General features: G+C 72.0%; 20 protein-coding genes and 2 pseudogenes. 5 read left to right on the top strand and 17 right to left on the bottom strand.

Annotated features, from left to right (window positions below; all coding sequences use genetic code 11):
* Window positions 1–506: 506 nt before the first annotated feature.
* From OG747_RS38035 to OG747_RS38025, 3 genes and pseudogenes are all read right to left on the bottom strand, one after another.
* On the bottom strand, window positions 507–1,112 hold the full coding sequence (locus OG747_RS38035) for a GPP34 family phosphoprotein (protein WP_405883892.1): 606 nt from the start codon (window positions 1,110–1,112) through the stop codon (window positions 507–509).
* A gap of 166 nt (window positions 1,113–1,278) precedes the next feature.
* Window positions 1,279–1,578: pseudogene (locus OG747_RS38030) on the bottom strand (MFS transporter); the annotation flags it as partial.
* A gap of 47 nt (window positions 1,579–1,625) precedes the next feature.
* A complete protein-coding gene (locus OG747_RS38025; RefSeq protein ID WP_405883891.1) occupies window positions 1,626–1,928 on the bottom strand; it encodes a muconolactone Delta-isomerase family protein in 303 nt (100 codons plus the stop codon).
* A gap of 279 nt (window positions 1,929–2,207) precedes the next feature.
* Between OG747_RS38025 and OG747_RS38020 the strand changes: the two genes are divergently transcribed.
* From OG747_RS38020 to OG747_RS38010, 3 genes are all read left to right on the top strand, one after another.
* Window positions 2,208–3,131, top strand: coding sequence for a LysR family transcriptional regulator (locus OG747_RS38020; RefSeq protein ID WP_405883890.1), 924 nt, complete (start codon window positions 2,208–2,210; stop codon window positions 3,129–3,131).
* 389 nt (window positions 3,132–3,520) lie between these two features.
* Window positions 3,521–4,234, top strand: coding sequence for an SDR family NAD(P)-dependent oxidoreductase (locus OG747_RS38015; protein ID WP_405883889.1), 714 nt, complete (start codon window positions 3,521–3,523; stop codon window positions 4,232–4,234).
* Window positions 4,235–4,265: 31 nt separating this feature from the next.
* A complete protein-coding gene (locus tag OG747_RS38010) occupies window positions 4,266–4,646 on the top strand; it encodes a hypothetical protein (protein WP_405883888.1) in 381 nt (126 codons plus the stop codon).
* A gap of 112 nt (window positions 4,647–4,758) precedes the next feature.
* Here the strand turns inward: OG747_RS38010 and OG747_RS38005 are convergent, their stop codons facing one another.
* From OG747_RS38005 to OG747_RS37995, 3 genes are all read right to left on the bottom strand, one after another.
* The gene (locus OG747_RS38005) at window positions 4,759–4,881 is read right to left on the bottom strand and encodes a hypothetical protein (protein WP_405883887.1); all 123 of its coding nucleotides are present in this window, start codon (window positions 4,879–4,881) and stop codon (window positions 4,759–4,761) included.
* A 94-nt stretch (window positions 4,882–4,975) separates the two neighbouring features.
* Window positions 4,976–6,457: an NADH-ubiquinone oxidoreductase-F iron-sulfur binding region domain-containing protein gene (locus tag OG747_RS38000; RefSeq protein WP_405883886.1), complete on the bottom strand. Its 1,482-nt coding sequence runs from the start codon at window positions 6,455–6,457 to the stop codon at window positions 4,976–4,978.
* Window positions 6,454–7,296 (bottom strand): hypothetical protein, encoded by an 843-nt coding sequence (locus tag OG747_RS37995; protein ID WP_405883885.1) that lies wholly within the window; start codon window positions 7,294–7,296, stop codon window positions 6,454–6,456. Before OG747_RS37995 ends, OG747_RS38000 begins: the two co-directional genes overlap by 4 nt.
* Before the next feature lie 435 nt (window positions 7,297–7,731).
* Between OG747_RS37995 and OG747_RS37990 the strand changes: the two are divergent.
* Together OG747_RS37990 and OG747_RS37985 are read left to right on the top strand one after the other, a co-directional pair.
* Window positions 7,732–7,911: pseudogene (locus OG747_RS37990) on the top strand (GntR family transcriptional regulator); the annotation flags it as partial.
* Between the two features lie 190 nt (window positions 7,912–8,101).
* Complete coding sequence (locus tag OG747_RS37985; protein ID WP_405883884.1) at window positions 8,102–8,539, top strand: hypothetical protein; 438 nt, start codon at window positions 8,102–8,104, stop codon at window positions 8,537–8,539.
* Window positions 8,540–8,580: 41 nt separating this feature from the next.
* On the opposite strand, the gene OG747_RS37980 is transcribed toward OG747_RS37985, so the two are convergent.
* The 11 genes from OG747_RS37980 to OG747_RS37930 all read right to left on the bottom strand — a co-directional run bounded on the left by OG747_RS37980 (window position 8,581) and on the right by OG747_RS37930 (window position 18,860).
* Entirely contained in the window at window positions 8,581–9,219 is a 639-nt protein-coding gene (locus OG747_RS37980; RefSeq protein ID WP_405883883.1) for a hypothetical protein, read from the bottom strand.
* A gap of 154 nt (window positions 9,220–9,373) precedes the next feature.
* Complete coding sequence (locus tag OG747_RS37975) at window positions 9,374–9,583, bottom strand: ferredoxin (RefSeq protein WP_405883882.1); 210 nt, start codon at window positions 9,581–9,583, stop codon at window positions 9,374–9,376.
* A 5-nt stretch (window positions 9,584–9,588) separates the two neighbouring features.
* Window positions 9,589–10,944 (bottom strand): NADH-ubiquinone oxidoreductase-F iron-sulfur binding region domain-containing protein, encoded by a 1,356-nt coding sequence (locus OG747_RS37970; protein WP_405883881.1) that lies wholly within the window; start codon window positions 10,942–10,944, stop codon window positions 9,589–9,591.
* A complete protein-coding gene (locus OG747_RS37965) occupies window positions 10,941–11,684 on the bottom strand; it encodes a ferric reductase-like transmembrane domain-containing protein (RefSeq protein ID WP_405883880.1) in 744 nt (247 codons plus the stop codon). Before OG747_RS37965 ends, OG747_RS37970 begins: the two co-directional genes overlap by 4 nt.
* The gene (locus OG747_RS37960; protein WP_405883879.1) at window positions 11,681–12,628 is read right to left on the bottom strand and encodes an FAD:protein FMN transferase; all 948 of its coding nucleotides are present in this window, start codon (window positions 12,626–12,628) and stop codon (window positions 11,681–11,683) included. The genes OG747_RS37965 and OG747_RS37960 overlap by 4 nt, the downstream gene beginning before the upstream one ends.
* A complete protein-coding gene (locus OG747_RS37955) occupies window positions 12,625–13,056 on the bottom strand; it encodes a hypothetical protein (RefSeq protein WP_405883878.1) in 432 nt (143 codons plus the stop codon). The genes OG747_RS37960 and OG747_RS37955 overlap by 4 nt, the downstream gene beginning before the upstream one ends.
* A 226-nt stretch (window positions 13,057–13,282) precedes the next feature.
* Complete coding sequence (locus tag OG747_RS37950) at window positions 13,283–14,680, bottom strand: sensor histidine kinase (protein WP_405883877.1); 1,398 nt, start codon at window positions 14,678–14,680, stop codon at window positions 13,283–13,285.
* 6 nt (window positions 14,681–14,686) lie between these two features.
* Window positions 14,687–15,385, bottom strand: coding sequence for a response regulator transcription factor (locus OG747_RS37945; protein ID WP_405883876.1), 699 nt, complete (start codon window positions 15,383–15,385; stop codon window positions 14,687–14,689).
* A gap of 52 nt (window positions 15,386–15,437) precedes the next feature.
* Window positions 15,438–16,634, bottom strand: coding sequence for a HEAT repeat domain-containing protein (locus OG747_RS37940; RefSeq protein ID WP_405883875.1), 1,197 nt, complete (start codon window positions 16,632–16,634; stop codon window positions 15,438–15,440).
* Window positions 16,635–16,801: 167 nt separating this feature from the next.
* Window positions 16,802–17,311, bottom strand: coding sequence for an O-acetyl-ADP-ribose deacetylase (locus tag OG747_RS37935; RefSeq protein WP_405883874.1), 510 nt, complete (start codon window positions 17,309–17,311; stop codon window positions 16,802–16,804).
* Window positions 17,312–17,387: 76 nt separating this feature from the next.
* On the bottom strand, window positions 17,388–18,860 hold the full coding sequence (locus OG747_RS37930; protein WP_405883873.1) for a beta-1,6-galactanase: 1,473 nt from the start codon (window positions 18,858–18,860) through the stop codon (window positions 17,388–17,390).
* Between the last annotated feature and the right edge of the window lie 63 nt (window positions 18,861–18,923).

Genomic DNA, 18,923 nt, shown 5'->3' with positions numbered 1-18,923 from the left:
GCGCACGCCTGAGCACCATGTTGATCAACCTGGCAGTCGCAACCTGAACACATCCTGAACGCGTGATCACGTGTCCAGGAGCTCCCACTACCAGGCGGCGCGTGGTTCAGGACGGCGGCCGGGTCAGGGATGCCAGGGCATGGACGTGAGTGGCGCGGGCGGCGCGGGCGGTCACGGGCAGTCGGGTGAAGAGCTCGCGGGCCCTGCGGGAGGCCGTGGCCGGCGCCTGATGCCTGCTGGAATGCCGCAGTTGGAATGCCGTTCAGAAAACGTCGACGTCGACCACGGCTTCGGCGAAGGCTTCGGGGGCTTCCTGCGGCACGTTCGGGCTTTTCACCGCCGGTGCCCGCCGACACCGAGGTCGCCGAGGTCACCGGAGGCGTCGGCAGTGTGGCTCCGGTTGTCCCTACGGTGAGAATCCCGGAAAATGTGCGCCTGTCGATGACGTTCACCTTTCTTGATTTCGGGCTTTCTCTAGATTTCTCGTCTTCTCTTGTTTTCGGCCTTCACTGGCCTCGCCAGATGTTGTCGAAAGCCGCCTGCTCGATGCTGCGCCGCTGCCGTACGGCGTCCAGTTCCGTGACCGCGTGGTGGACGGCGGCCAGCACGGTCACGACCGCGTCGTCGACGAGGTCCGCCACTTCTTCGGTCGGTTCGTCGTGGATGCCCACCGCGGCCGCGAGGACGGCGAGGACGGGCTCGCCCGACGTCCGGCGGTCGGTCGCACGGTGACGAGCCGGTGAGTCGGCCCACTCCGCTCGGCCGGTCCCGAGCGGGTTCCAGCGGTGGCGCCGCCGGGTGACCTGTCCTTCCGACTCCAACTCCGCGTGATAGGCCTCGGACAGACCGCGGCCCCGGCGCCACAGCCAGTCCTCGACGGACTCGTACGGCGCCTGCCGGACGAGCGACGACACCGCCCCGTCCAACAGACGGTCGCCCAAGGTCCACTCCGCGCCGGGCACGATGTGGTCACCCTCCAGGGTGAGGGCCTGGGCGTCGATGAGGTCCACCAGTTCGGCTCCCGCGAGGGCCAGCGAGAGGTCACCCTGCTCGACGGCACGGCCGGGCTCGGCGTCCAGGGCGGTGATCAACAGATCCTGTGCTGTGGTCATGACCGGCTCCACGTCAGAGGCATCGATGGCGGCCCGGGTCCGGGGCGATTTCCGCCGGTGCGGACCGGCGTACCTGGGCGGACGGTCGTACAGGCGCCGTCCGACGTACCGGAGCGGCCCGTCGTACCGGAGCGGCCCGTCGTACCGGAGCGGCCCGTCGTACCGGAGCGGCCCGTCGTCCCGGGGCGGCCTGTGGCACTTCCACCATGTGGTGCGGGAAGCCGATGCGCAGCACGGCGGCGGCCACAGCCGCCGCGAGAACCACGACGGCGGCCAGGATCAGGGCCTGCCGGTAGCCGTGGCGGAGCAGGGGCGCGACGACCAGGGGGCCGAGGATCTGGCCGACGGAGTATCCGGCGGTCAGGAGCGCGACGGAGCGCGGGAACCGCAGGTGGGCCGCTGCGGAAAGGGTGACCGTGCTGACGCCGATCAAGGTCGCGCCGAACAGGACCGCGGAGGGCACGGCTCACCGCCGCGGGCACTGCGCGGTGGGGGGAACGGGGGGGTGTGCCGTCACTGCGTGGTGACGGTCCGGCCGGGGTCGTTGGGGTGGGACTCGAGCGCGGTGACGGTGAGGGTCATCCAGGGGCGCAGCGGCAGCGTGCCGAGGACCTTCTCGTGCAGCTCGGCCTCGTCGGTGGCCCGCCAGATGCCGATGCTGCGCAGCTCACCGACCGGGCGCCACAGCCGCGCGAGGTTTTCGGTGGCGGCCAGTTCCCGGGCGCGGACGGCTTCGGCGGCGCGCCGCCGGTCGACCTCGTCCTGGCTGGTGCCCTCGGGGACGGTGGTGGTGATCTCGACCAGGAACTCTCGCATGGTCCTGCTCCGCTCGGTGGGGACGTCCGGCGAGGACCGGAACGCCGCGGGTGGTGACGGTGGCGCGTGGGATGAAGGGGCCCGGTCGCCGCGGGCGGGCCGGACGGTGGCCGACGTACCGGAAGCCGGTCGGCTCAATCCGTCTGCCGAGGGCCGCCGAGGGTCGCTGCGGCCATCCGCCGTCGGGCTTCCATACCCTTGATCCTCCGCCCGCCTGCGGGGACGGCGCCACGACCGGCTTCCTCCCTGCTGGGAGGCGGGGCCTTGTAGCGACGTAGCATGACGACCGTGGAGTTGCGCCAACTGCGGTACTTCGTCGCCGTCGCCGAGGAACTGAACTTCGGCCGGGCCGCCGAGCGGCTGCTGATCGCGGGCCCTTCCCTGTCACAGCAGATCAAGGCACTCGAACGCGACCTTGGGGTACAGCTGTTCGATCGCGACCGCCGCTCGGTGTCCCTCACCCCCGCCGGTTCGGCCCTGCTCCCCCACACCCGCGCCCTGCTCGAACGGGCCGACGACCTCCAGCGGCGCGCCGGCCGGCTGTCCGGATCGGAGCCGGTACGGCTGGGCTACGTCAACTGGCTCCCGGCGGACCTGACCGCCCGCACCGCGACGGTGGCGCAACTCCACATCGACGCGTGGGTCGCGCCCTCGCACACCCAGGCCGCCCGGGTCGCCGCCGGCGGCCTGGACCTCGCGGTGTGCTGGGTGCGGACCGAGGACCTTGAACAACGTGGCCTGCACGCCCGGCTCATAGGCGCCGACCGGCTCTACGCCGTTGCCACCGGTGACGACACGAGCGACGTGGCCGCCCGGGACACCGCCGTGCTCCTCGACGGCGACACCACTTCCTGGTCGTCATGGAACGTCTACGCCGAACTACTGGCCGAGGACACCGGGGCCCGCGCGGTCCGCATCTCCGACGGCGGCATCACCGGACCCGCGTTCTTCGACCACGTTCGCCGCAGCCCCCGCCCGGTCGTCAACTCCCCCAAGGGCCAGACCACCCCCCTGCCACCCGACCTGGTCCGGCGCCCGGTCGTCGCACCGAAGATCTACTGGACCTGGTCGGTGGTCTGGCGCGCGGACGAGGACCGCCCCGCCGTCCTCGCCGTCATCGACGCCCTCTGCGACGGCGTGAGCGACCTGGGAATCCACGCCCAGGACACCTGGCTGCCCGCCGGGGACCCGCACCGGCGCTAGGGCCTGTCCGGCGGATCAGGTCGCAGGAAACGGGCGGTGCCTCATCGACGCTGGCGAGCGGGGCTTGGTGCGTCCAGCTGCAAGGCGGAGGAGGGCGACGACGCGGAGCGTCGGCAACCGACGACAACGCCGCAGATGGGCGTGCCAAGCCCCGCGTCTGCGGCATGATCCGCCGGACAGGCCCTAGGCGCCGTCCGGCGCCGACCCGCCGACCTGGGCTGGGAGGCTGCGCCTACCAGCAGGGAGGAACCCGGTCCTGAGCGGGGCCCTGTTGACCTTTGACTCTTCTCGTCGAGCCGCTTACGGTCCTAATAGTCGACCGGTCGGCTAGTAGAACGGTCGAAGAACCCACCACCCATCAGCACCACCTCACCCCGGAGAAGATCATCATGAGCTCTCAGGACCAGAAGGTCGCAGTCATCACCGGCGCCTCGCAGGGCATCGGCGCCGGTCTCGTCGAGGCCTATCGCAAGCTCGGCTACGCCGTCGTCGCCACCTCGCGCACCATCGCACCCTCCCACGACGCGGGCGTCCTGACCGTCCAGGGCGACATCGCCGACCCCGCCACCGCCGAACGCGTCATCGCCGCCGGCGTCGAGCAGTTCGGCCGTATCGACACCCTGGTCAACAACGCGGGCGTCTTCGTCGCCAAGCCCTTCACCGACTACACCCCGGACGACTACGCCACCATGATCGGTGTGAACCTCGCCGGCTTCTTCCGCATCACCCAGCTGGCCATCGAGCACATGCTCGCCCAGGGCGGCGGCCATATCGTCAACGTCACCACCAGCCTGGTCGACAACGCCGACTCCCGCGTCCCCTCCGTACTCGCCTCGTTGACCAAGGGCGGCCTGCAGTCCGCCACCAAGTCCCTCGCCATCGAGTACGCCACGCGCGGCATCCGCACCAACGCCGTCGCACCGGGCACCATCAAGACGCCCATGCACCCCGAGGAGACCCACGCCTCACTCGACGCCCTGCATCCGGTCGGCCGGATGGGCGAGCAGAGCGACATCGTCGACGCCGTGATCTACCTGGAGAACGCGCCGTTCGTCACCGGCGAGATCCTCCACGTCGACGGCGGCATGAGCGCCGGCCACTGAAGGAACACGACGAAACGAGGGGAGAACCCCGATGAACAAGACGAACAGCACGACGGACAGTGAAGCCATCCTGCGCGGCGTCCTCGACCGCTGGAAGGCCGCCGTCGACGCGCACGAACCGGAGGAGGTCGCCGCCCGGTTCACCGAAGACGCGATCTTCCAAGGACTGCACCCCTACAGCGTCGGAAGACCGGGCGTCGCGGCCTACTACGACTCCCAGCCCCTCGGCCTGACGGCCGCGTACCGGATTCTCGAAACCAGACGCCCTGCCGACGATCTCGTACTCGGTTACCTGGACGTCGATTTCTCCTTCACCGACCGGCCCACCATCGGCGTCAACCTCAGTGTTCTGGTGCGGCGGGTGGAGGAGGACTGGTGCATCAGCCACTATCAGGTCTCCCGGCTCGACTAGACCGCATGTAGTCCCTCCCGAGACCTTGACGGTGTATCCGTCGGGGCCGTCGGGAACCTATGGATACGGTTGTTCGCAGCCACCGCCGCACGAAGCCGAACCATGCCTTTCGTCAGCGGGCTTGCCTGGCGAACGCCTCGAATGCCCGGTCGTCGAAGAGGACGGACGTGACCTCCTCGACCGCCGTCTCCGTTGCCCGTACCGTCTCCACGGCGATCCGGGCGGCGTCGTCCATCGGCCACCCGTAGATGCCGGCGGAGACGGCCGGAAACGCCAGTGCTCGCCACAGCGCTGGCGCCAGCAGCCGCGAGGGGGCCTCACGGGAGGAGTCACACGCGATGCTGGAGACGCACTGCCAGGGCCGGGCACTGGTTGACGGCGCGGCGGGCGCCGTGCTCCTGCCAGGGGGCGACCGGGATGGTGGTGGAGGTGGGATAGCCGTGCGGTCCGAGGCGAATGAGGTCGGGGGCCAGCACGGCGCAGAGACCGTGGCCGGTGCAGCGGGACCAGTCCACCTCCAGCCGGGCGCCCTTCGCAGGCGGGAGGGGCAGTGCGCCGCGCACGGGACGGCCGCAGCCGGGGCCGGACAGGTGGGCGGCGACGTCCTCGGAGAAGACCTCCAGCGCGGTGAGCAGGAAGCGGGCCGTGCCGTCCGGGTGCGAGCAGGCGCCACCGTCCCGGGCAGTGACAAGGGCACGCCGGACGTCCTCCAGCACCGCGGGCTCGGCAGTACCGTCGGCCAGCACGGCCAGGGCCTCGGCGGCCTCGGGCAGGCCGCGCTTGCACGGTCCGCACTGGCCGGCGGACTCGGCCGCCAGCCAGGCCGCGACCTGGGCGATCTCGCCGAGCGGGCAGGTGTCGTCGGGGAGCGTGACGATCGCGCCCGCGCCAAGGGTTCCGCCGAGTCCGGCGAGCCCGGCGCGGGAGAGCGGCGCGTCGATGGCGTCCGACGGGTGCAGCCAGGCGCCGTGGTAGCCGCCCACCAGCACGCCGGCGCCCGGCTGGAGGCCGCAGGCGTCCAGTACCGGGCCCAGCCGGGTGCCGGTCGGAACCTCGACCACCAGCGGGTCGGCGCCCGGCCGGTTGACGGTGAGCAGGACCGTGCCGGGTTCGGCGGCGGTGCCGACGGCGGCGTAGGCGTCGGGTCCGAGCCGGGCCGCGACGGCGAGTTGGGCCCAGGTCTCGGCGTTGGAGAGCAGCGTCGGACGGCGACGCACCCCGCCCGTTCCCCCTTCGGCCGCGCGGGCCTTCAGCGGCGCCGGTGCCACCGGCAGACCGTTGATGCCACGGATCAGGGCCCCGGATTCGCCGGAGACGAAGCGTTCGGGCAGGCATATGGTGCGGGCCGGGCAGGGAAGTTCGCGCTCGGCGAGGGCGGCCGGGACCGATATCTCGCCGGGGCTGCCCGCGGCGACGCCGATCACGATCTCCTCGGCGCCGAACGCGGCCGCGGCCAGGCAGGCGCCGTCCAGTACCAGATGCGGCGCGCGGCCAAGCAGCATCTTGTCCTTGGCGCTGGCCGGTTCGCCCTCCGCGCCGTTCACCACGATGACCGGCGGCGCGCCGGTGCGGTCGGCGGTGGCGAGCGTGGCCCGGGCCTTGCGGGCGAACGGGAAGCCGGCGCCGCCGCGGCCGGACAGGTCGACGGCTTCGGCCAGGGCGAGCAGACCGTCCCGGCCCGGTTGGAGGAGCGGCGGGTGGACACGGGTATGGGCGGCGAGATCCAGGCGCTGGTGGCGGTCCAGGCCGGCGGTCAGCCGGGCCGAATCCAGCCGGCGCACCTCGGGCAGCTTCAGCGGGGCGTGCTTCACTCGCTGCCTCCCGGCTGGGCCAGGTAGAGCGGCCGGGGCCCTGGTCTCGCGGCGTGCTTGGGCTGTCTGGGCAGGCCGGCACTCTGTGCGGACCGGCGAGCCGTCGTCGGTGGCGCGGGCCGGGCGGCCCAGGCGATCGGGCGGGCGCCGGTGCTGGGCCGGGCGGACCGCGTGGACAGGGCGGCCAGCGCGGCCGGGCGGACAGCAGCGGGCCGGTACGCCTTGGCGCCGCGACGACGCCGGCTCAGGGTCCGGCGGCGGCCCAGGCAGGAAAGGGCACGGACCAACAGCGCGAGCGCCACCAGGGCCGCGCACAGGCCGTAGCCCCAGAGCACCCACGCGTGCGCCTTGCGCCCCGCCGTCAGCCCGTGCGCCAGTGAGATCGGCCAGCAGACGTACGCCATCGAGTGCAGCACCCGCCACAGCCAGGGGCGGCGGCTGCCGGCGAACCGACCGCGGAGCACGCCGGTAGCCGTGATCAGGACGAGCAGGTCGGCGGCGATGGTGCCCAGGCTCACCGCGAGAGCGGCGCCGCCGGTGAAGGGGACCACCGCGGTCTGCGCAGCGGCGTGCCGCTCGACGACCTTGACCGCGATGTGGGTGACCAGGAAGCCGAGCGCCGCGACGGCGCTCGCCCGGTGCACCGACTGCATGGCCACCCGCAGTCGGGGAGTCAGCACCAGCCGGTCGGTGGCGGCGAGTCCGCAGGTCACCACGGCAGTCAGTGAGAGCAGGGTGAAGACGCCGGCGAAGTCGTCCAGGAAGGCCATCATCCGGCCGGCCGCTCCGGCCGACGCGGCGCCGACCGCAGGATCGGCGAGCAGAGCAACGCTGGACATGGGGCACGTCCTTCCTTGTGCTCGGGTCACGCAGCCAGGCCGTGGCGGGGCCGGATCGGGATTCCGAATGCCCACGCCGGGGAAGCGCACCGCCGGGAGTGTGGCACCGGCGGCACTGCACGACACGGCCCATCGTTAGCCCGTACCCCACCCAGCGACAACCGCCCTGCTACGACCCACGACCGTAGCGAGGCTCGGCGTCCGTGCCGGTTTCTCGGGCGCCGGTGGGAGTTGTGGTCCACGACCGTGCGTAGTAGTTGCCGAGAGCGTCGTGACCAGGCTCACCCGCGCGCGAGCCATGGGCGGTGTCAAGATCCTGGGCCAGGTGATTGCCTGGCCAGGAGTCTGGCAATCACGGAGAGTGCGGTACCCACGGAGATCGGAAGGGCGGACGCCGAGACACCGGCGGGCCGGGAGAGTCGGTGCTGGCCGGCTGCGGCGGTGAAGAGCTCGGCGGACATCGCGGCGCGGCTCGGCATCACCGAGGGCTACCTGTGCGCCCGGACGACGTACGAGTTCCTGGCCGACGGCAGACCGGTGCAGCTTTCGACGAGCTGGGAGCCTTACGACATCACCGCCGGCGTTTTGTTGGCGACCCATACGTTGCCGGACGGGTCGATGACCACGCCGGTGAGGGAATGAAACGCCTTGTTCGTCCAGCCCGCCACCGCCAGAAGTCGCGGCGTACATGACAGATTTTGGCCTTGCCGCACCAACCCCCGCTCGGGACGATGTGCCCGCACGCGGCACCGCCTGGACCACAGCGTTCTGTACCCAATCCCCCCACGAAGGAAGGACGTCGACCATGGCGATTCGCACCGAAGTCGGCGCGTCCCGGGCCATCGAGCCCAGCCGCCAGGACGAGCCTGCGAGACGCGCGGTAACGGCACTCGGCCTCCTGGGCATCGCCCTGATCCACTTGCTCGATCTGCCCGGCAAACTCAAGGAGACCCCCTACCTCGGAGCCGCGTACATCCTGCTCATCGTCGCCGGCGTGGCGGTCGCCGAGTATCTGATGCGGCGTCATGACCGCCGGGCCTGGCTGGCCGCGACCGTGCTCGCCGCCGCCGTACTCCTCGGTTACGTGGTCAACCGGAGCGTCGGTCTCCCGGGGGCCATGGACGACATCGGCAACTGGCTGGAACCGCTGGGGCTGGCTTCCATGTTCGTCGAAGCGGTCGTGGTGGTGCTGGGGCTGTCGGGCCTCGTGGACTCGATGGCGCGCGGGTCCGCCGACGTCTGAGCACTTACCTGGCGCGATGTCAGTTCGTCGGCGCGGCGGCGCTATCTGCTCCAGCCGGAGACCAGGTGAACACCGGCGAGCGCGACAACCAGTCCCGCGCCGAGCGCCACCGCCAGAAGTGACCAGCGTCCGGCGCGCCACGGGGCGACGATCCCGTGGCGCGCCGGACGGCGGCGCAGGTCGGCACCGATGAGGCGCGGCAAACGCCACACGTAGGCGAGGACATGCACGGCCGTCACGGCGACCCAGCAGATGAAGCCGGCTTTGTGCAGCAGGAGCACAGGAACGGGACCGGTGTCGCGTCCGAGCAGGGCCAGGGCCACTCCCGTACCGAGGACAGCGACGCTCGTGGCGACGACCAGCGGGCCGAGCAGGCGCAGCAGCGGTGCGGGCGGCCCCTTGCGGCGGTACGCGGGCGATCCCGTGTAGTAACGGTAGAACCGGTAGCCAGTCGATCCGATCTTCAGGCAGACCGGGCCGGTCAGCAGCAGCCCGATGAAGAAGTGCAGGGTGAGGAGTTGCCCGAGGAAGAGGATGGTGACGCCCTCGATGGCGAAGAGGACCATCAGGACCGCACCGGTCGCAGCGGTCAGCCGCTCATTGCCCTCCGGGCCGCCGGACGACGCGCCCGGCTGCTCGAACGATGCGTCCACCGGTGTCCTGCCGACGATCACGGTCACTCGTCCGTCCTCCTGATGATCAGGCCCCGCCCAGCCCGGATGACAGTGCTGTCCTGCCCCCCTCCCGCGCGTGCGCCGGAGCGGGAGAAGTATGTCTGACGTGGGGTTAAGAACTCGTTCACGTCCGCTGGGCCGGCTGCCGGTCCGGGGCACGCTAGGGTGCCCGGTCCAGGCGCAGTGCCAGTGCCGGGCACGCGGCCACCGCGCGCCGCGCGTGCCCGAGGGCTACACCCGTAAGAGGGGCCGATCCCACTATCGGGTAGCCCCACTCGTCCAACTCCACCAATTCCGGGAGCAGTTCCGCGCACAGGCCGTAGCCGTCGCACGCGATGCGATCGATTCCGATGGCGCGTGTACCGGCCATGCCGATCACCTCCATTCCCGCTCGTCGGGTGCCGACGTGTCCGGAACCGGCAGTACGGGCTCGTGCCCGGCCGCGGCACACGGGCCGAGGCTCAGGTGGTGCCCTACGTCGTCGGCGAAGACGCGAAGGGCGGTCGCCGCGAAGCGTGACGCACCGTCGGGGTGCCGGCATGCGCCGCGCCCGGCGAGCAGTCCCGCACGGCCCTCCAGACGCTGCATCAACTCCGGGGTGGGACGGCCCCAGGCGAGGTCCCCGAAGTCCGCGGCGACGGCCGGCAGCCCGAGCCGACACGGTCCGCACTGCCGTGCGCTCTGCTCCGCGAGGTAGCCGAGCACCCTGGCCGCCTCGGCCAGACCGCAGGCGCGTGCGGGAAGCGCCACGATCACTCCGGCACCGGGTCCCGCGCCGAGGGATGCCAGGTCCTGTTTGGCGAACGGGACGCGCAGCGCCTGCTCCACCGGCAGCCAACTGCCGAAGAAGCCGCCCAACAGAACGGATCCGAGCGGTTCCGCAGGTCCCCCGGCGGCGTACAGTGCCTCGCCGAGCGGTCGGCCCATCGGCACTTCGTAGACGCCCGGCGTGCGCAGCGCACCGGAGAGAGTCACCAGCGTGGTGCCCGCGGCGTCGGGGCGCCCGGCGCCGCGGAACCAGCCCGGACCGTACCGTGCGATCAGCGCGAGGTGAGCGAGAGTCTCGACGTTGTCGATCAGGGTGGGGCGTCGGCCGACCCCTTTCTCGAAGGGGCGCGGCGGGGTCGCCAGTGGGCGGGCGTCACCCCCGTTCAGCCATCGCACCAGCGATGTCTCCTCGCTGGAGACGTAGTGGTGGGGCAGTTCGTGCACCAGGACCGGTACCGGGTCGAGGCCCAGCCTCTGGCGTTCCTCGACGGCGTCGCGCAGGGCGCGTGCCTGGTCCTGCCTGGTGCGCGGCAGGCACAGGTGCACCGCGTCGGCGCCCACCGCGGCGGCGGCCATTACGGCGCCGTCCAGCACCAGGTGCGGGGCGAGATCCAGCAGGGTTTCGTCCTTGCGGCTGGCCGGTTCGCTCTCCATGCCGTTGGCGACCACCACGGCAGTGCCCCGGCCGGCGGCGACGGTGCGCAGCTTGCGGCCGGTAGGGAAGGCGGCGCCGCCCCTGCCGGTCAGTCCCGCGTCCTCCACAGCGCGCACCAGCCGGCCGGCCGTGTCAGCGGTACGCGGAAAGGGCGGCGGGCCGTACCGGCGGAGGTGCTCGTTCAGGTCGGCGGGGCCGCCGGTGGCGTACCAGCCGTGCAGCAGCCGGGAGCCGTACGGGCCCAGCATGCCGTCACGCCCGTCACCGGCCGGCCGGGTTGTCCGTCCGTCGGTCATCGCGTCGGTCATTCGGACCCTCCCTCGTCATCGGTCGGTGCGGGCGTCGAGTGGACGGTGCTCGTGCTCGTGCTCGTGGCTGTGGTCCCTCCCGCGCGGTGTGCCCAACCGGGTTGCATTGGCCCGGAATTCATGAATGCGGCCAGCACCACGGGCACCGCCGCGGCGGTGGCTCCCGCCCACAGCCGTACCCTGACCCGGCCCGGGCCCGCCCGGTACAGCCGCCACCAGACGGCGGCGACGACCAGGGCGACGCATGCGGCATACAGGGCGAGTTGCAGCGTGAGCCGGGTGTCGGTGCCGGTCCCTGCCGCGTGGAAGAGCGCCACCGGCCAGGCCGCATAGGCCAGCCAGTGCACGGTCTTCCACCGCCGCTGCCCCATGCGCAGCCGTACCGCGCTGGTGGCCGCGACCGCGAGCAGCAGGTCGAACGCGACCGTGCCGAGCCCCAGCCAGAGCGGCCGGTACGAGGCGGCGAACGGCACCACCGCCACCAGCCAGCCCAGGTGGACGAAGGTGTCGAGGATCGCGGTGACGATGTGCAGGGCCAGGAAGACCAGGGTCAGCACCGACAGGTTGCGGTGCAGCGCGCTCACCTCGAAGCGGGCGAGCCGCCGCGGTGTGTACCGGCCGCCCACGGCGACGCCGAGCGCGACGGTCGCGGTGAGCAGCACCAGGGCGACGGTGCCGCCGGCCCGGGTCGCGAACCACAGCGGGCTGGGGCCGGCGGCGAGGGGTACGAGTCCGGTCACCGGGTGCCTCCCACGCTGTCCTCGGGCCAGCCGCAGACCCGCTCGACGGTTCCGTCCACGCGTACCAGCCGCGCGGGCAGTCCCGCCCGGCGCAGGCGGCCGAGGGCGCGTTCGCCGAGGACGACGGCCTCGGTGCTGGCGGTGTTGGCTGCCACGCAGCTGACGGCGGCGACACTGACGGTCTGCCAGACCGGGGTGGGAATGTCGCCGGTGGCGGGATCGACGATGTGGTGCAGTCGCCGTCCCCCGCGGCGCCAGGTCCGCACCGTGGTGCCGGAGGTGGCGAGTCCACCCTCGGTGATGCCGACCGTGGGCCGGGCCGCGGTGTCGGGTGCCGCGTGGTCGTCGGCGATGGCGATCCGCCAGCCTCCCGGCGGTGCCTGGCCTGCGACGGAGAGGTCTCCGCCGAGGTTGACCAGGACGCCGCAGCCCGCCGCCTGAGCGGCGCGGTGGGCGGCCCGGTCGGCGGCAAGGGCCTTGGCGGTCGCGCCGAGGTCGAGTGCGATGCCCGGGGGCAGCCGCAGTCGCCGGGTGGGCCGGTCCCATGCCACCGCCCGCCATCCCGCGGACGGTCCGGCGAGGCGTGCGGGGCCCAGGTCCTGCGGTCGCAGTGCGGCGAATGTGACGTCGTAGCCGAGCGCGGTCACGGCGGTTGCGACGGTGGGGTCCACGACGCCCGCGGTCACCTCTGCCGCGTGCAGCGCCACGTCCAGTGCCTCGGCGAACAACGTACTCACATGGCAGGGGGCACCCGCCGCAGCGTTGGCACGCGACAGTTCCGAGTCGGGCCGGAACCGGCTGCACGCCGCGTCGATGGCGGCGAGTTCGGCGTCGAGGACCCGCCGTGCCGCGTCCATCGCGCCGGGGTCGGCGACGAGCAGCGAGGCCGTGGTACCCAGGGCGGGGAAGGAGACCGACGCCGGACCTGTGGCGGCAGCGGTCATGACGCACCGGACGTGGTGTGCGACGGCTGCGGAGTCGGGGTCGGCGGCTTCGTCGCGGTGGGTGCTGGGGCTGCCGGATGTGTGGCGGGGGGCGCGGCGGGAGTCGTCCGGTGCTTCGGGACGGTCGTGTGCGGTGCCGTGCGGGAGGGCGGGGCGGCGGTCCTGGGCGGGGCCGCCGAGTGCGACGCGGTCCGCGGGACCGCGGGCGTGCTCGACGTGGCCGCGGGCGCGAGGGTGGACGGTTGCCAGGTGTTCCCAGGGGCGGGTGAAGACTTCCCGGGCAGGGCGTGGGCGTATCCGGTGGCGAGCGCCACGGAGCCGGCCGCTGCCGCGGCGGCCACCCAGCGGGTGGTGCTTCCGACCCGGCGAAGGCCGCGGTCACGGCGCCGGGCCGCGCCGGCCGACGTGGGCTGGTCGGGGTGGGACATGGTTCCTCCTCGGCCGTCGGTGTGCCGTCGTGAAGCGTTCGCCACCCCACGGCCACACCTGCGGGCATCCGTCCACCAGCCTGCGCAGACATCTGTCGGGATCCGGTTCAGGAATCCTTCAGAACCCGCAAAGATCAGCGAAGACACTGTTCAGGAGGGTGAGATGCGATCTGTCGGACGGGGCGGCGGCTGCCTGCGGGGCGCCCGGCACGTCCCCGGGAGAAACTCAGGCGCCACTCGTCCGCGTATCGCCCGAGCCGGGCTCGCCGGTGCGGTCGCGTCCGCGGCGGGAGGCGGGTAGCGACAGGGCCACCGTCAGCCCGCCACCGGGCGAATCCAGCAGCTCGGCGGTTCCGCCGTTGGCGGTGACCAGCCGGTGGACGATCGCCAGGCCCAGCCCCGTTCCGCTCGCCTCGGGGTTGCCGAACCTGCGGAACGCGCTCTCCCGCGCGGCCTGGACCATCCCGGGGCCGTTGTCGACGACCCGCAGCTGAACCGCTCCATCCTGCCGCTTGCCGATGATCCGCACCTGGCCGCCCTCCTGGACGGCGTCGAGGGCGTTGGCGATCAGGTTGTCGAGCACCTGCTCCAGATCGCCCTCACCGAGGAAGGCCGTGAGCCCGGGGCGGCAGTCGGCGGTGAGCCGGACCCGGCCCGCGTGGGCGACGGGCTCCCAGGCGGCGACCCGTTCGGCCACGAGGCGGTCCACCCCGACCGGCACCGGGCGCGGCATCGCATGCTCGGCGCGGGCCACCGCCAGCAGTCCGTCCACCAGCCGGGACAGGCGGGCGATCTCGCCCTGCGCATCGGCCAGCTCGGCCGCAGTGTCCCCTTCGGCGTCGGCGGCGAGCAGGTCGAGTCGAAGCCGGAGCGCCGCGAGCGGGGTGCGCAGCTGGTGGGACACATCGGCGACCACAGCACGGTGACCGTGCACCAGGGCCTCGGTGCGCCCGGCCATCGTGTTGAACGTCGCCGCGAGCCGGCGCACCTCCTGCGGCCCTGCCTCGACCGGCGCCCGCGCGTCCAGTGCCCCCTCGCCCAGCCGCTGTGCCGCCTGGTCCAGCACGCGGAGCGGACGGCCGACCCAGCGGGCCAGGAGGACCGACATCAGCACGGCGGCGCCGAGGCCGCTGACGCCGATCAGCGCGAGCCAGCCCCACATCGCCAGGATCCGGTCGTGCAGCGGATCGACGGACCGGCTCAGGACGGCGACGCCGACGGGGTCCGAGGCGTCGCCGATCGGTACGGCGGTGGTCAGCCACTGATCGTCCTGGCGCACCAGGGTGTCGGGACGGGCGATCACAGAGGAGACCAGCCCCGCGGAATCGTCCCCGGCCACGTCGGAACACGCGGTCGACATCAGCACATGTCCCGCGCTGTCGTAGACGGTCGCACAGTCGCCTCTCGCGTGGGCCTCCTCGACAAGGCTCCGCGCCGCTGCGTCCGGCTTGCGGTCGGACAGGTACTCCTCGGCGGCGGAGGCGATCGACCTCGTCCTGGCCGCCGCTTCGTCCCGGAACGAGGTTTGCTCACGCTGGGTCATGATCAGCCCGAGCGGCACCACCGCCAGCACCAGAACCGCGGTGATCAGGGCGAGGACGCTGAGTGCGATACGGCGGGTCACGGCGCTTCAGCCGACTTCACCGAGGCGGAAACCGCGCCCGTAGACCGTCTCGACCAGTCCGGGCACGCCCAGCTTGCGGCGCAGCGCGGCCATGTGCACGTCCAGCACCTTCGTGGGCCCGTACCAGTGGGCGTCCCAGGCGCGTTCCAGGATCTCCTGCCGCGTCACGACCCGGCCGGGATCGGCGGCGAGGCATTGGAGGATGTCGAATTCCTTGGGGGTGAGCGCGATTTCCGCCCCGCCTACCGTCACCTTGCGGGTGCGCGGATCGACGACGAGCGGGCCGTGGGTCAGCAGCTCGGGCCCGGACGGGCGGATGCGGCGCAGTACGGCCCTGATCCGCGCCAGCAACTCCGCCAGGCCGAAGGGTTTGACCAGGTAGTCGTCGGCGCCTTCATCGAGGGCGGCGACCCGGTCGCCCTCCTCGCCGCGGGCGGTCACCACGATGATCGCCACATCCGACTGGCGGCGGCGCAGCACGCGGCAGACCTCGATGCCGTCCACGTCCGGCAGGCCGAGGTCGAGCAGGACCACGTCGGGTGCGGGAACGTGGGTGAGCGCACCGCGTCCGGTGCCAACGCTGGTCGCCCGGTACCCGGCTCGGTCCAGGCCACGCACCAGCGACCGGGCGAGCCCCGGGTCGTCCTCGACGACCAGCACGGTGTGCGCGTCGGGATCCGCCCGATGGCCGTTTTCCTCTTCCACGGCACCCAGCGTAGGACGACGGGGACCACTCTCCGGACCGAGGGAGGGCCGGCTACGTGGGACGGACGGAGGGAGAGGCACGCGGGACGAAGGGCGAGGACGCGGGGCGCGCGGGGGACGGTACGCGCAGGGCCGCCGCCGTGTCCGCCCGGCTTTGCCACATCTGAAGCTTCCCTGAACGGCTTTCCGACGCGACGCGACGCACGCTGATGACATGGCGTCCGCGAGCCGGACGATCGCCTCGCGGCACCGCCTTCGTCCGAAAGAGGTCAGCCCATGCCCATGCCTGTACCCGGACCCGCGGCGGACCCAGACCCGGTGCGGCGACGCGAACGCGGACTCCGGCGAGTAGGCACCACGACCCGCCGGACCGCCACCGCCGCGACGGCCGCAACCCTTCTGCTCGGAGCCGGCTACGCCCATGCGCTGCCGGGCACCTCCCACCCGGCGTCCGGCGCGGCCCAGCACTCCACCGACCACCCTCGGCCTCCGGCCAACGCCCCGGCCTCCACCACACAGCCGGCACAGACGACGACCGGAGCGTCCTGATGCCTGATCCCACCGTCAGTGGCGGGGGAACCTCACCTCGGTATTCGGGAGACCGCTCGTCGAGAACCGTGACGAAGGCCGAGGCAACGAGGGCGACGGCGCGGTCGTCGTCGTGGGCCAGTTGGCGCAGGACGTCCTGCACGGTGGTCCCCGACAGCTCGACCAGCGCCTGGGTCAGACGTATCCGCGTCGCGGAGTCCGCGGCGGGTGCGGCGAGTTCGTCGACCAGTGCGGTCATGATCCGGTCCGCGCACCCGGGGTCCTGGCACAGCGTTCCCAGGACCTCCGCCGCTTCGACGTCGTTGGAACCCTCGACCACCATGCCGACGAGTGTCGGCACGGCCCCGGTCACACCACGCCTGCCCAACGCCAGAGCAGCCTGCCTGCGCACCGTCGTGTCCGGGTCCCCGAGCGCGTCCGCAAGCACCGCGGTCGCACCCGGGGCCTCGGACATCTCGGCGATCGCCGGCACCGCGCGTCGCCGGATGTCGACGTCCTCCGACTGCACGCCGGCGGCCAGTGCCGCCACGCCGTCGCCGCCCGATCGGGCGAGCGCCCAGCGCAGGGCGCCCGCGACGTTGGGGTCGGACTCGGCCAGGACCGCCCCGGCCAGCAGCTCGGCGGGAACCGACACACCCTCCGGCCGGGCCAGGACGGCCTGCTGCCTGCGCGCGGCACTGGTGGAGTTGAGCCCCTGCATGAGCTCGACGATGCGCAGGACGTCCTGCCAGCCGGTGGGCGCCGACGCATCGACAGCGCGGAGCCGCTCCAGCAGCTCCTGTTCCCCGCTCCGCCAGAATCAGCGTCGAGCGAGCGTCAAGACGTTTCCCCGACCGCCTCTCACGAAGTCCCCGAACCGTGGTTCCGTCAGCGAAGCTGCGCGGCGAACACCTCGTACGCCCGCTCGTCGAAGAGGACGAACCGGACCTCCTCGACCGCCGTGTCCGTGGCCCGCACCGTCTCCACCGCGATGCGGGCGGCGTCGTCCATCGGCCACCCGTAGATGCCGGCGGAGACGGCAGGGAACGCGACCGTGCGGGCGCCGAGCTCATCGGCAACCCGCAGCGACTCCCGGTAACAGGAGGCCAGCAACTCCGACCGGTCCTCCTCGTGGGTGAATCGTGGGCCCACGGTGTGGATCACCCAGCGCGCGTCCAGCTCGCCCGCCGTGGTGGCGACCGCCTGGCCGGTGGGCAGGCCCTTGCCGTAGTGCGAGGCGCGGAGCTTGCGGCAGTCGGCGAGGATGGCGGGGCCACCGCGCCGGTGGATGGCCCCGTCCACGCCTCCCCCGCCGAGCAGCGACGAGTTCGCCGCATTGACGATCGCGTCGACGCTCTGCCGGGTGATGTCTCCCTCGACCAGGGTGATGGCGGTCATGGCGGCCTCGGTCTCCTCGTACGCGGTCTTCGATCTTCACCGCATTGTGCCCCGGCCGCCGTGTCGGCACCGCCCGTTAAATCACCACTCCGTCGATCTCGAAGGTCTGTACGGACGCGGCGGAGAAGGGCACCTTCAGCGTCTTGCCGCTCAGATAGGTGTCCGAGTGGGCGGTATAGAGGTCGCCGCCGCCGGAGGTGAGGGTGTTCCAGCGTCGTACGAGCCCGCCAGTGCCCCCGGTGACCTGGCTGAACTTGGACAGGTCGAAGGTGAGGTTCTGCGCGGCGCCGGAGTTGACGGCCACGATGACCAGGCGCTTCGCGCTCGCGTCGTACGCCGCTGCCGCGTACCCGACACCGGTGTCGATGATGGTCATGCCGGAGCGGATGTGCCGGCTGAACTGGGCCATCACGTAGTACTTGGTCTGGACCGTGGTCGGCTGGAGGGTGCTCGCGTCATAGGCGATCATCGCCCAGCCGGTGCTGGGGTCCATCACCTGCCAGTAGACCCAGGCGGTCGGGTGCAGCCAGCGGAAGTCCAGGCAGAGGTTGCTCGCCAGGGTGAGACCAGTGGCGTCGGAGTCGCCGGTCTCGGAGTTCCACAGCCGCTTGCCCGCCGTGGTGACGACGTCGGTGTAGAGGAGGTCGCGGCGGCCTCCCGAGCCCTGGTAGCCGTGCACGTTGACACGGTTGACCTGCGCCTTCGTGGTCGAGCTGAAGGAGTTCCAGGTGGTGCGGGCCAGGTCGTAGTTCGTCTCGTCGGACGCGGAGATCAGGGTGCCGGTCAGCCCGCGCTTGTCGAGCTCGCTGCGCACATACGGGAGGACGGCCGCCTGGACAGTGGCGTCCATGTGGCAGCCCTCCTGGGTGCCCGTCGCCGTCCACCAGCTGGAGGAGGGCTCGTTGAAGGCGTCGACGGAGCTGAACATCACGCCCCAGTTGTTCTTCGCGTACAGCGCGACCGCGGCCAGATGGGAGGCGTGCTGACGGTAGTTCCAGGACTGGAGGTTGTTGCCGCCGTCGGCCGCGCCGGACGGGTTGTGGTTGAGGCACATCCACCACATCGGCGAGTTGGCGAACAGCTCGCTGACGGCGCCGCGTTGGGTCGCCTTGACCAGGGCCGCCCGCTGGTTGGCGTCGGACGTCCAGTCCCAGGCGGAGGAGGTGGGGTCCTCGTTGTTCCAGTCCTGCCAGTACCCCTCGATCTGCTTGAACGCGGGAATGTTGGCGGAGGCGACCATGCTCGCGCCGCTCACGGTGTTCCAGCTCGACGCGCCCAGGTTGTAACGGGCGATGTTCAGGCCGAGGCCCGGCAGCGTCTTGCCGCCGTACGCGACGGACTTGGTGGTGAAGAAGATGTCGGCGAAGTCGTCCCGCGCGCCGAATACATTGGCCCACCAGGCGAGGGAGGTACCCCAGCCCTCCCAACTACCGTACGTCGTACCGGGGTTGACCCCGATGGTCGCGTCGGCCCGAGCGGTGCCCGTCGCCAGCGCGCTACCGAGCAGCGCACCGCCGGCGGCGGTCAGCACCGTTCTGCGCTTGATCATGTGGAGTGTCTCCTGTCGCGGTCATGCCACGGCCCCATTGCATGATCGGGCGGGCGCAGGACG

Source organism: Streptomyces sp. NBC_01384 (assembly GCF_045040035.1).
In the GTDB taxonomy this organism is placed as follows: Bacteria; Actinomycetota; Actinomycetes; order Streptomycetales; family Streptomycetaceae; genus Streptomyces.
Note: the sequence above shows the minus strand (reverse complement) of the source record. Positions and strands in the feature narration are given on the sequence as shown.

What these genes read in the sequence shown, in the direction of transcription:
- OG747_RS38035 (WP_405883892.1), bottom strand. Translation starts at nt 1,112, where the DNA reads ATGACCACAGCACAGGATCTGTTGATCACCGCCCTGGACGCCGAGCCC.
- OG747_RS38025 (WP_405883891.1), bottom strand. Translation starts at nt 1,928, where the DNA reads ATGCGAGAGTTCCTGGTCGAGATCACCACCACCGTCCCCGAGGGCACC.
- OG747_RS38020 (WP_405883890.1), top strand. Translation starts at nt 2,208, where the DNA reads ATGACGACCGTGGAGTTGCGCCAACTGCGGTACTTCGTCGCCGTCGCC.
- OG747_RS38015 (WP_405883889.1), top strand. Translation starts at nt 3,521, where the DNA reads ATGAGCTCTCAGGACCAGAAGGTCGCAGTCATCACCGGCGCCTCGCAG.
- OG747_RS38010 (WP_405883888.1), top strand. Translation starts at nt 4,266, where the DNA reads ATGAACAAGACGAACAGCACGACGGACAGTGAAGCCATCCTGCGCGGC.
- OG747_RS38005 (WP_405883887.1), bottom strand. Translation starts at nt 4,881, where the DNA reads ATGGACGACGCCGCCCGGATCGCCGTGGAGACGGTACGGGCAACGGAG.
- OG747_RS37995 (WP_405883885.1), bottom strand. Translation starts at nt 7,296, where the DNA reads ATGTCCAGCGTTGCTCTGCTCGCCGATCCTGCGGTCGGCGCCGCGTCG.
- OG747_RS37985 (WP_405883884.1), top strand. Translation starts at nt 8,102, where the DNA reads ATGGCGATTCGCACCGAAGTCGGCGCGTCCCGGGCCATCGAGCCCAGC.
- OG747_RS37975 (WP_405883882.1), bottom strand. Translation starts at nt 9,583, where the DNA reads ATGGCCGGTACACGCGCCATCGGAATCGATCGCATCGCGTGCGACGGC.
- OG747_RS37970 (WP_405883881.1), bottom strand. Translation starts at nt 10,944, where the DNA reads ATGACCGACGCGATGACCGACGGACGGACAACCCGGCCGGCCGGTGAC.
- OG747_RS37960 (WP_405883879.1), bottom strand. Translation starts at nt 12,628, where the DNA reads ATGACCGCTGCCGCCACAGGTCCGGCGTCGGTCTCCTTCCCCGCCCTG.
- OG747_RS37955 (WP_405883878.1), bottom strand. Translation starts at nt 13,056, where the DNA reads ATGTCCCACCCCGACCAGCCCACGTCGGCCGGCGCGGCCCGGCGCCGT.
- OG747_RS37940 (WP_405883875.1), bottom strand. Translation starts at nt 16,634, where the DNA reads ATGCAGGGGCTCAACTCCACCAGTGCCGCGCGCAGGCAGCAGGCCGTC.
- OG747_RS37935 (WP_405883874.1), bottom strand. Translation starts at nt 17,311, where the DNA reads ATGACCGCCATCACCCTGGTCGAGGGAGACATCACCCGGCAGAGCGTC.
- OG747_RS37930 (WP_405883873.1), bottom strand. Translation starts at nt 18,860, where the DNA reads ATGATCAAGCGCAGAACGGTGCTGACCGCCGCCGGCGGTGCGCTGCTC.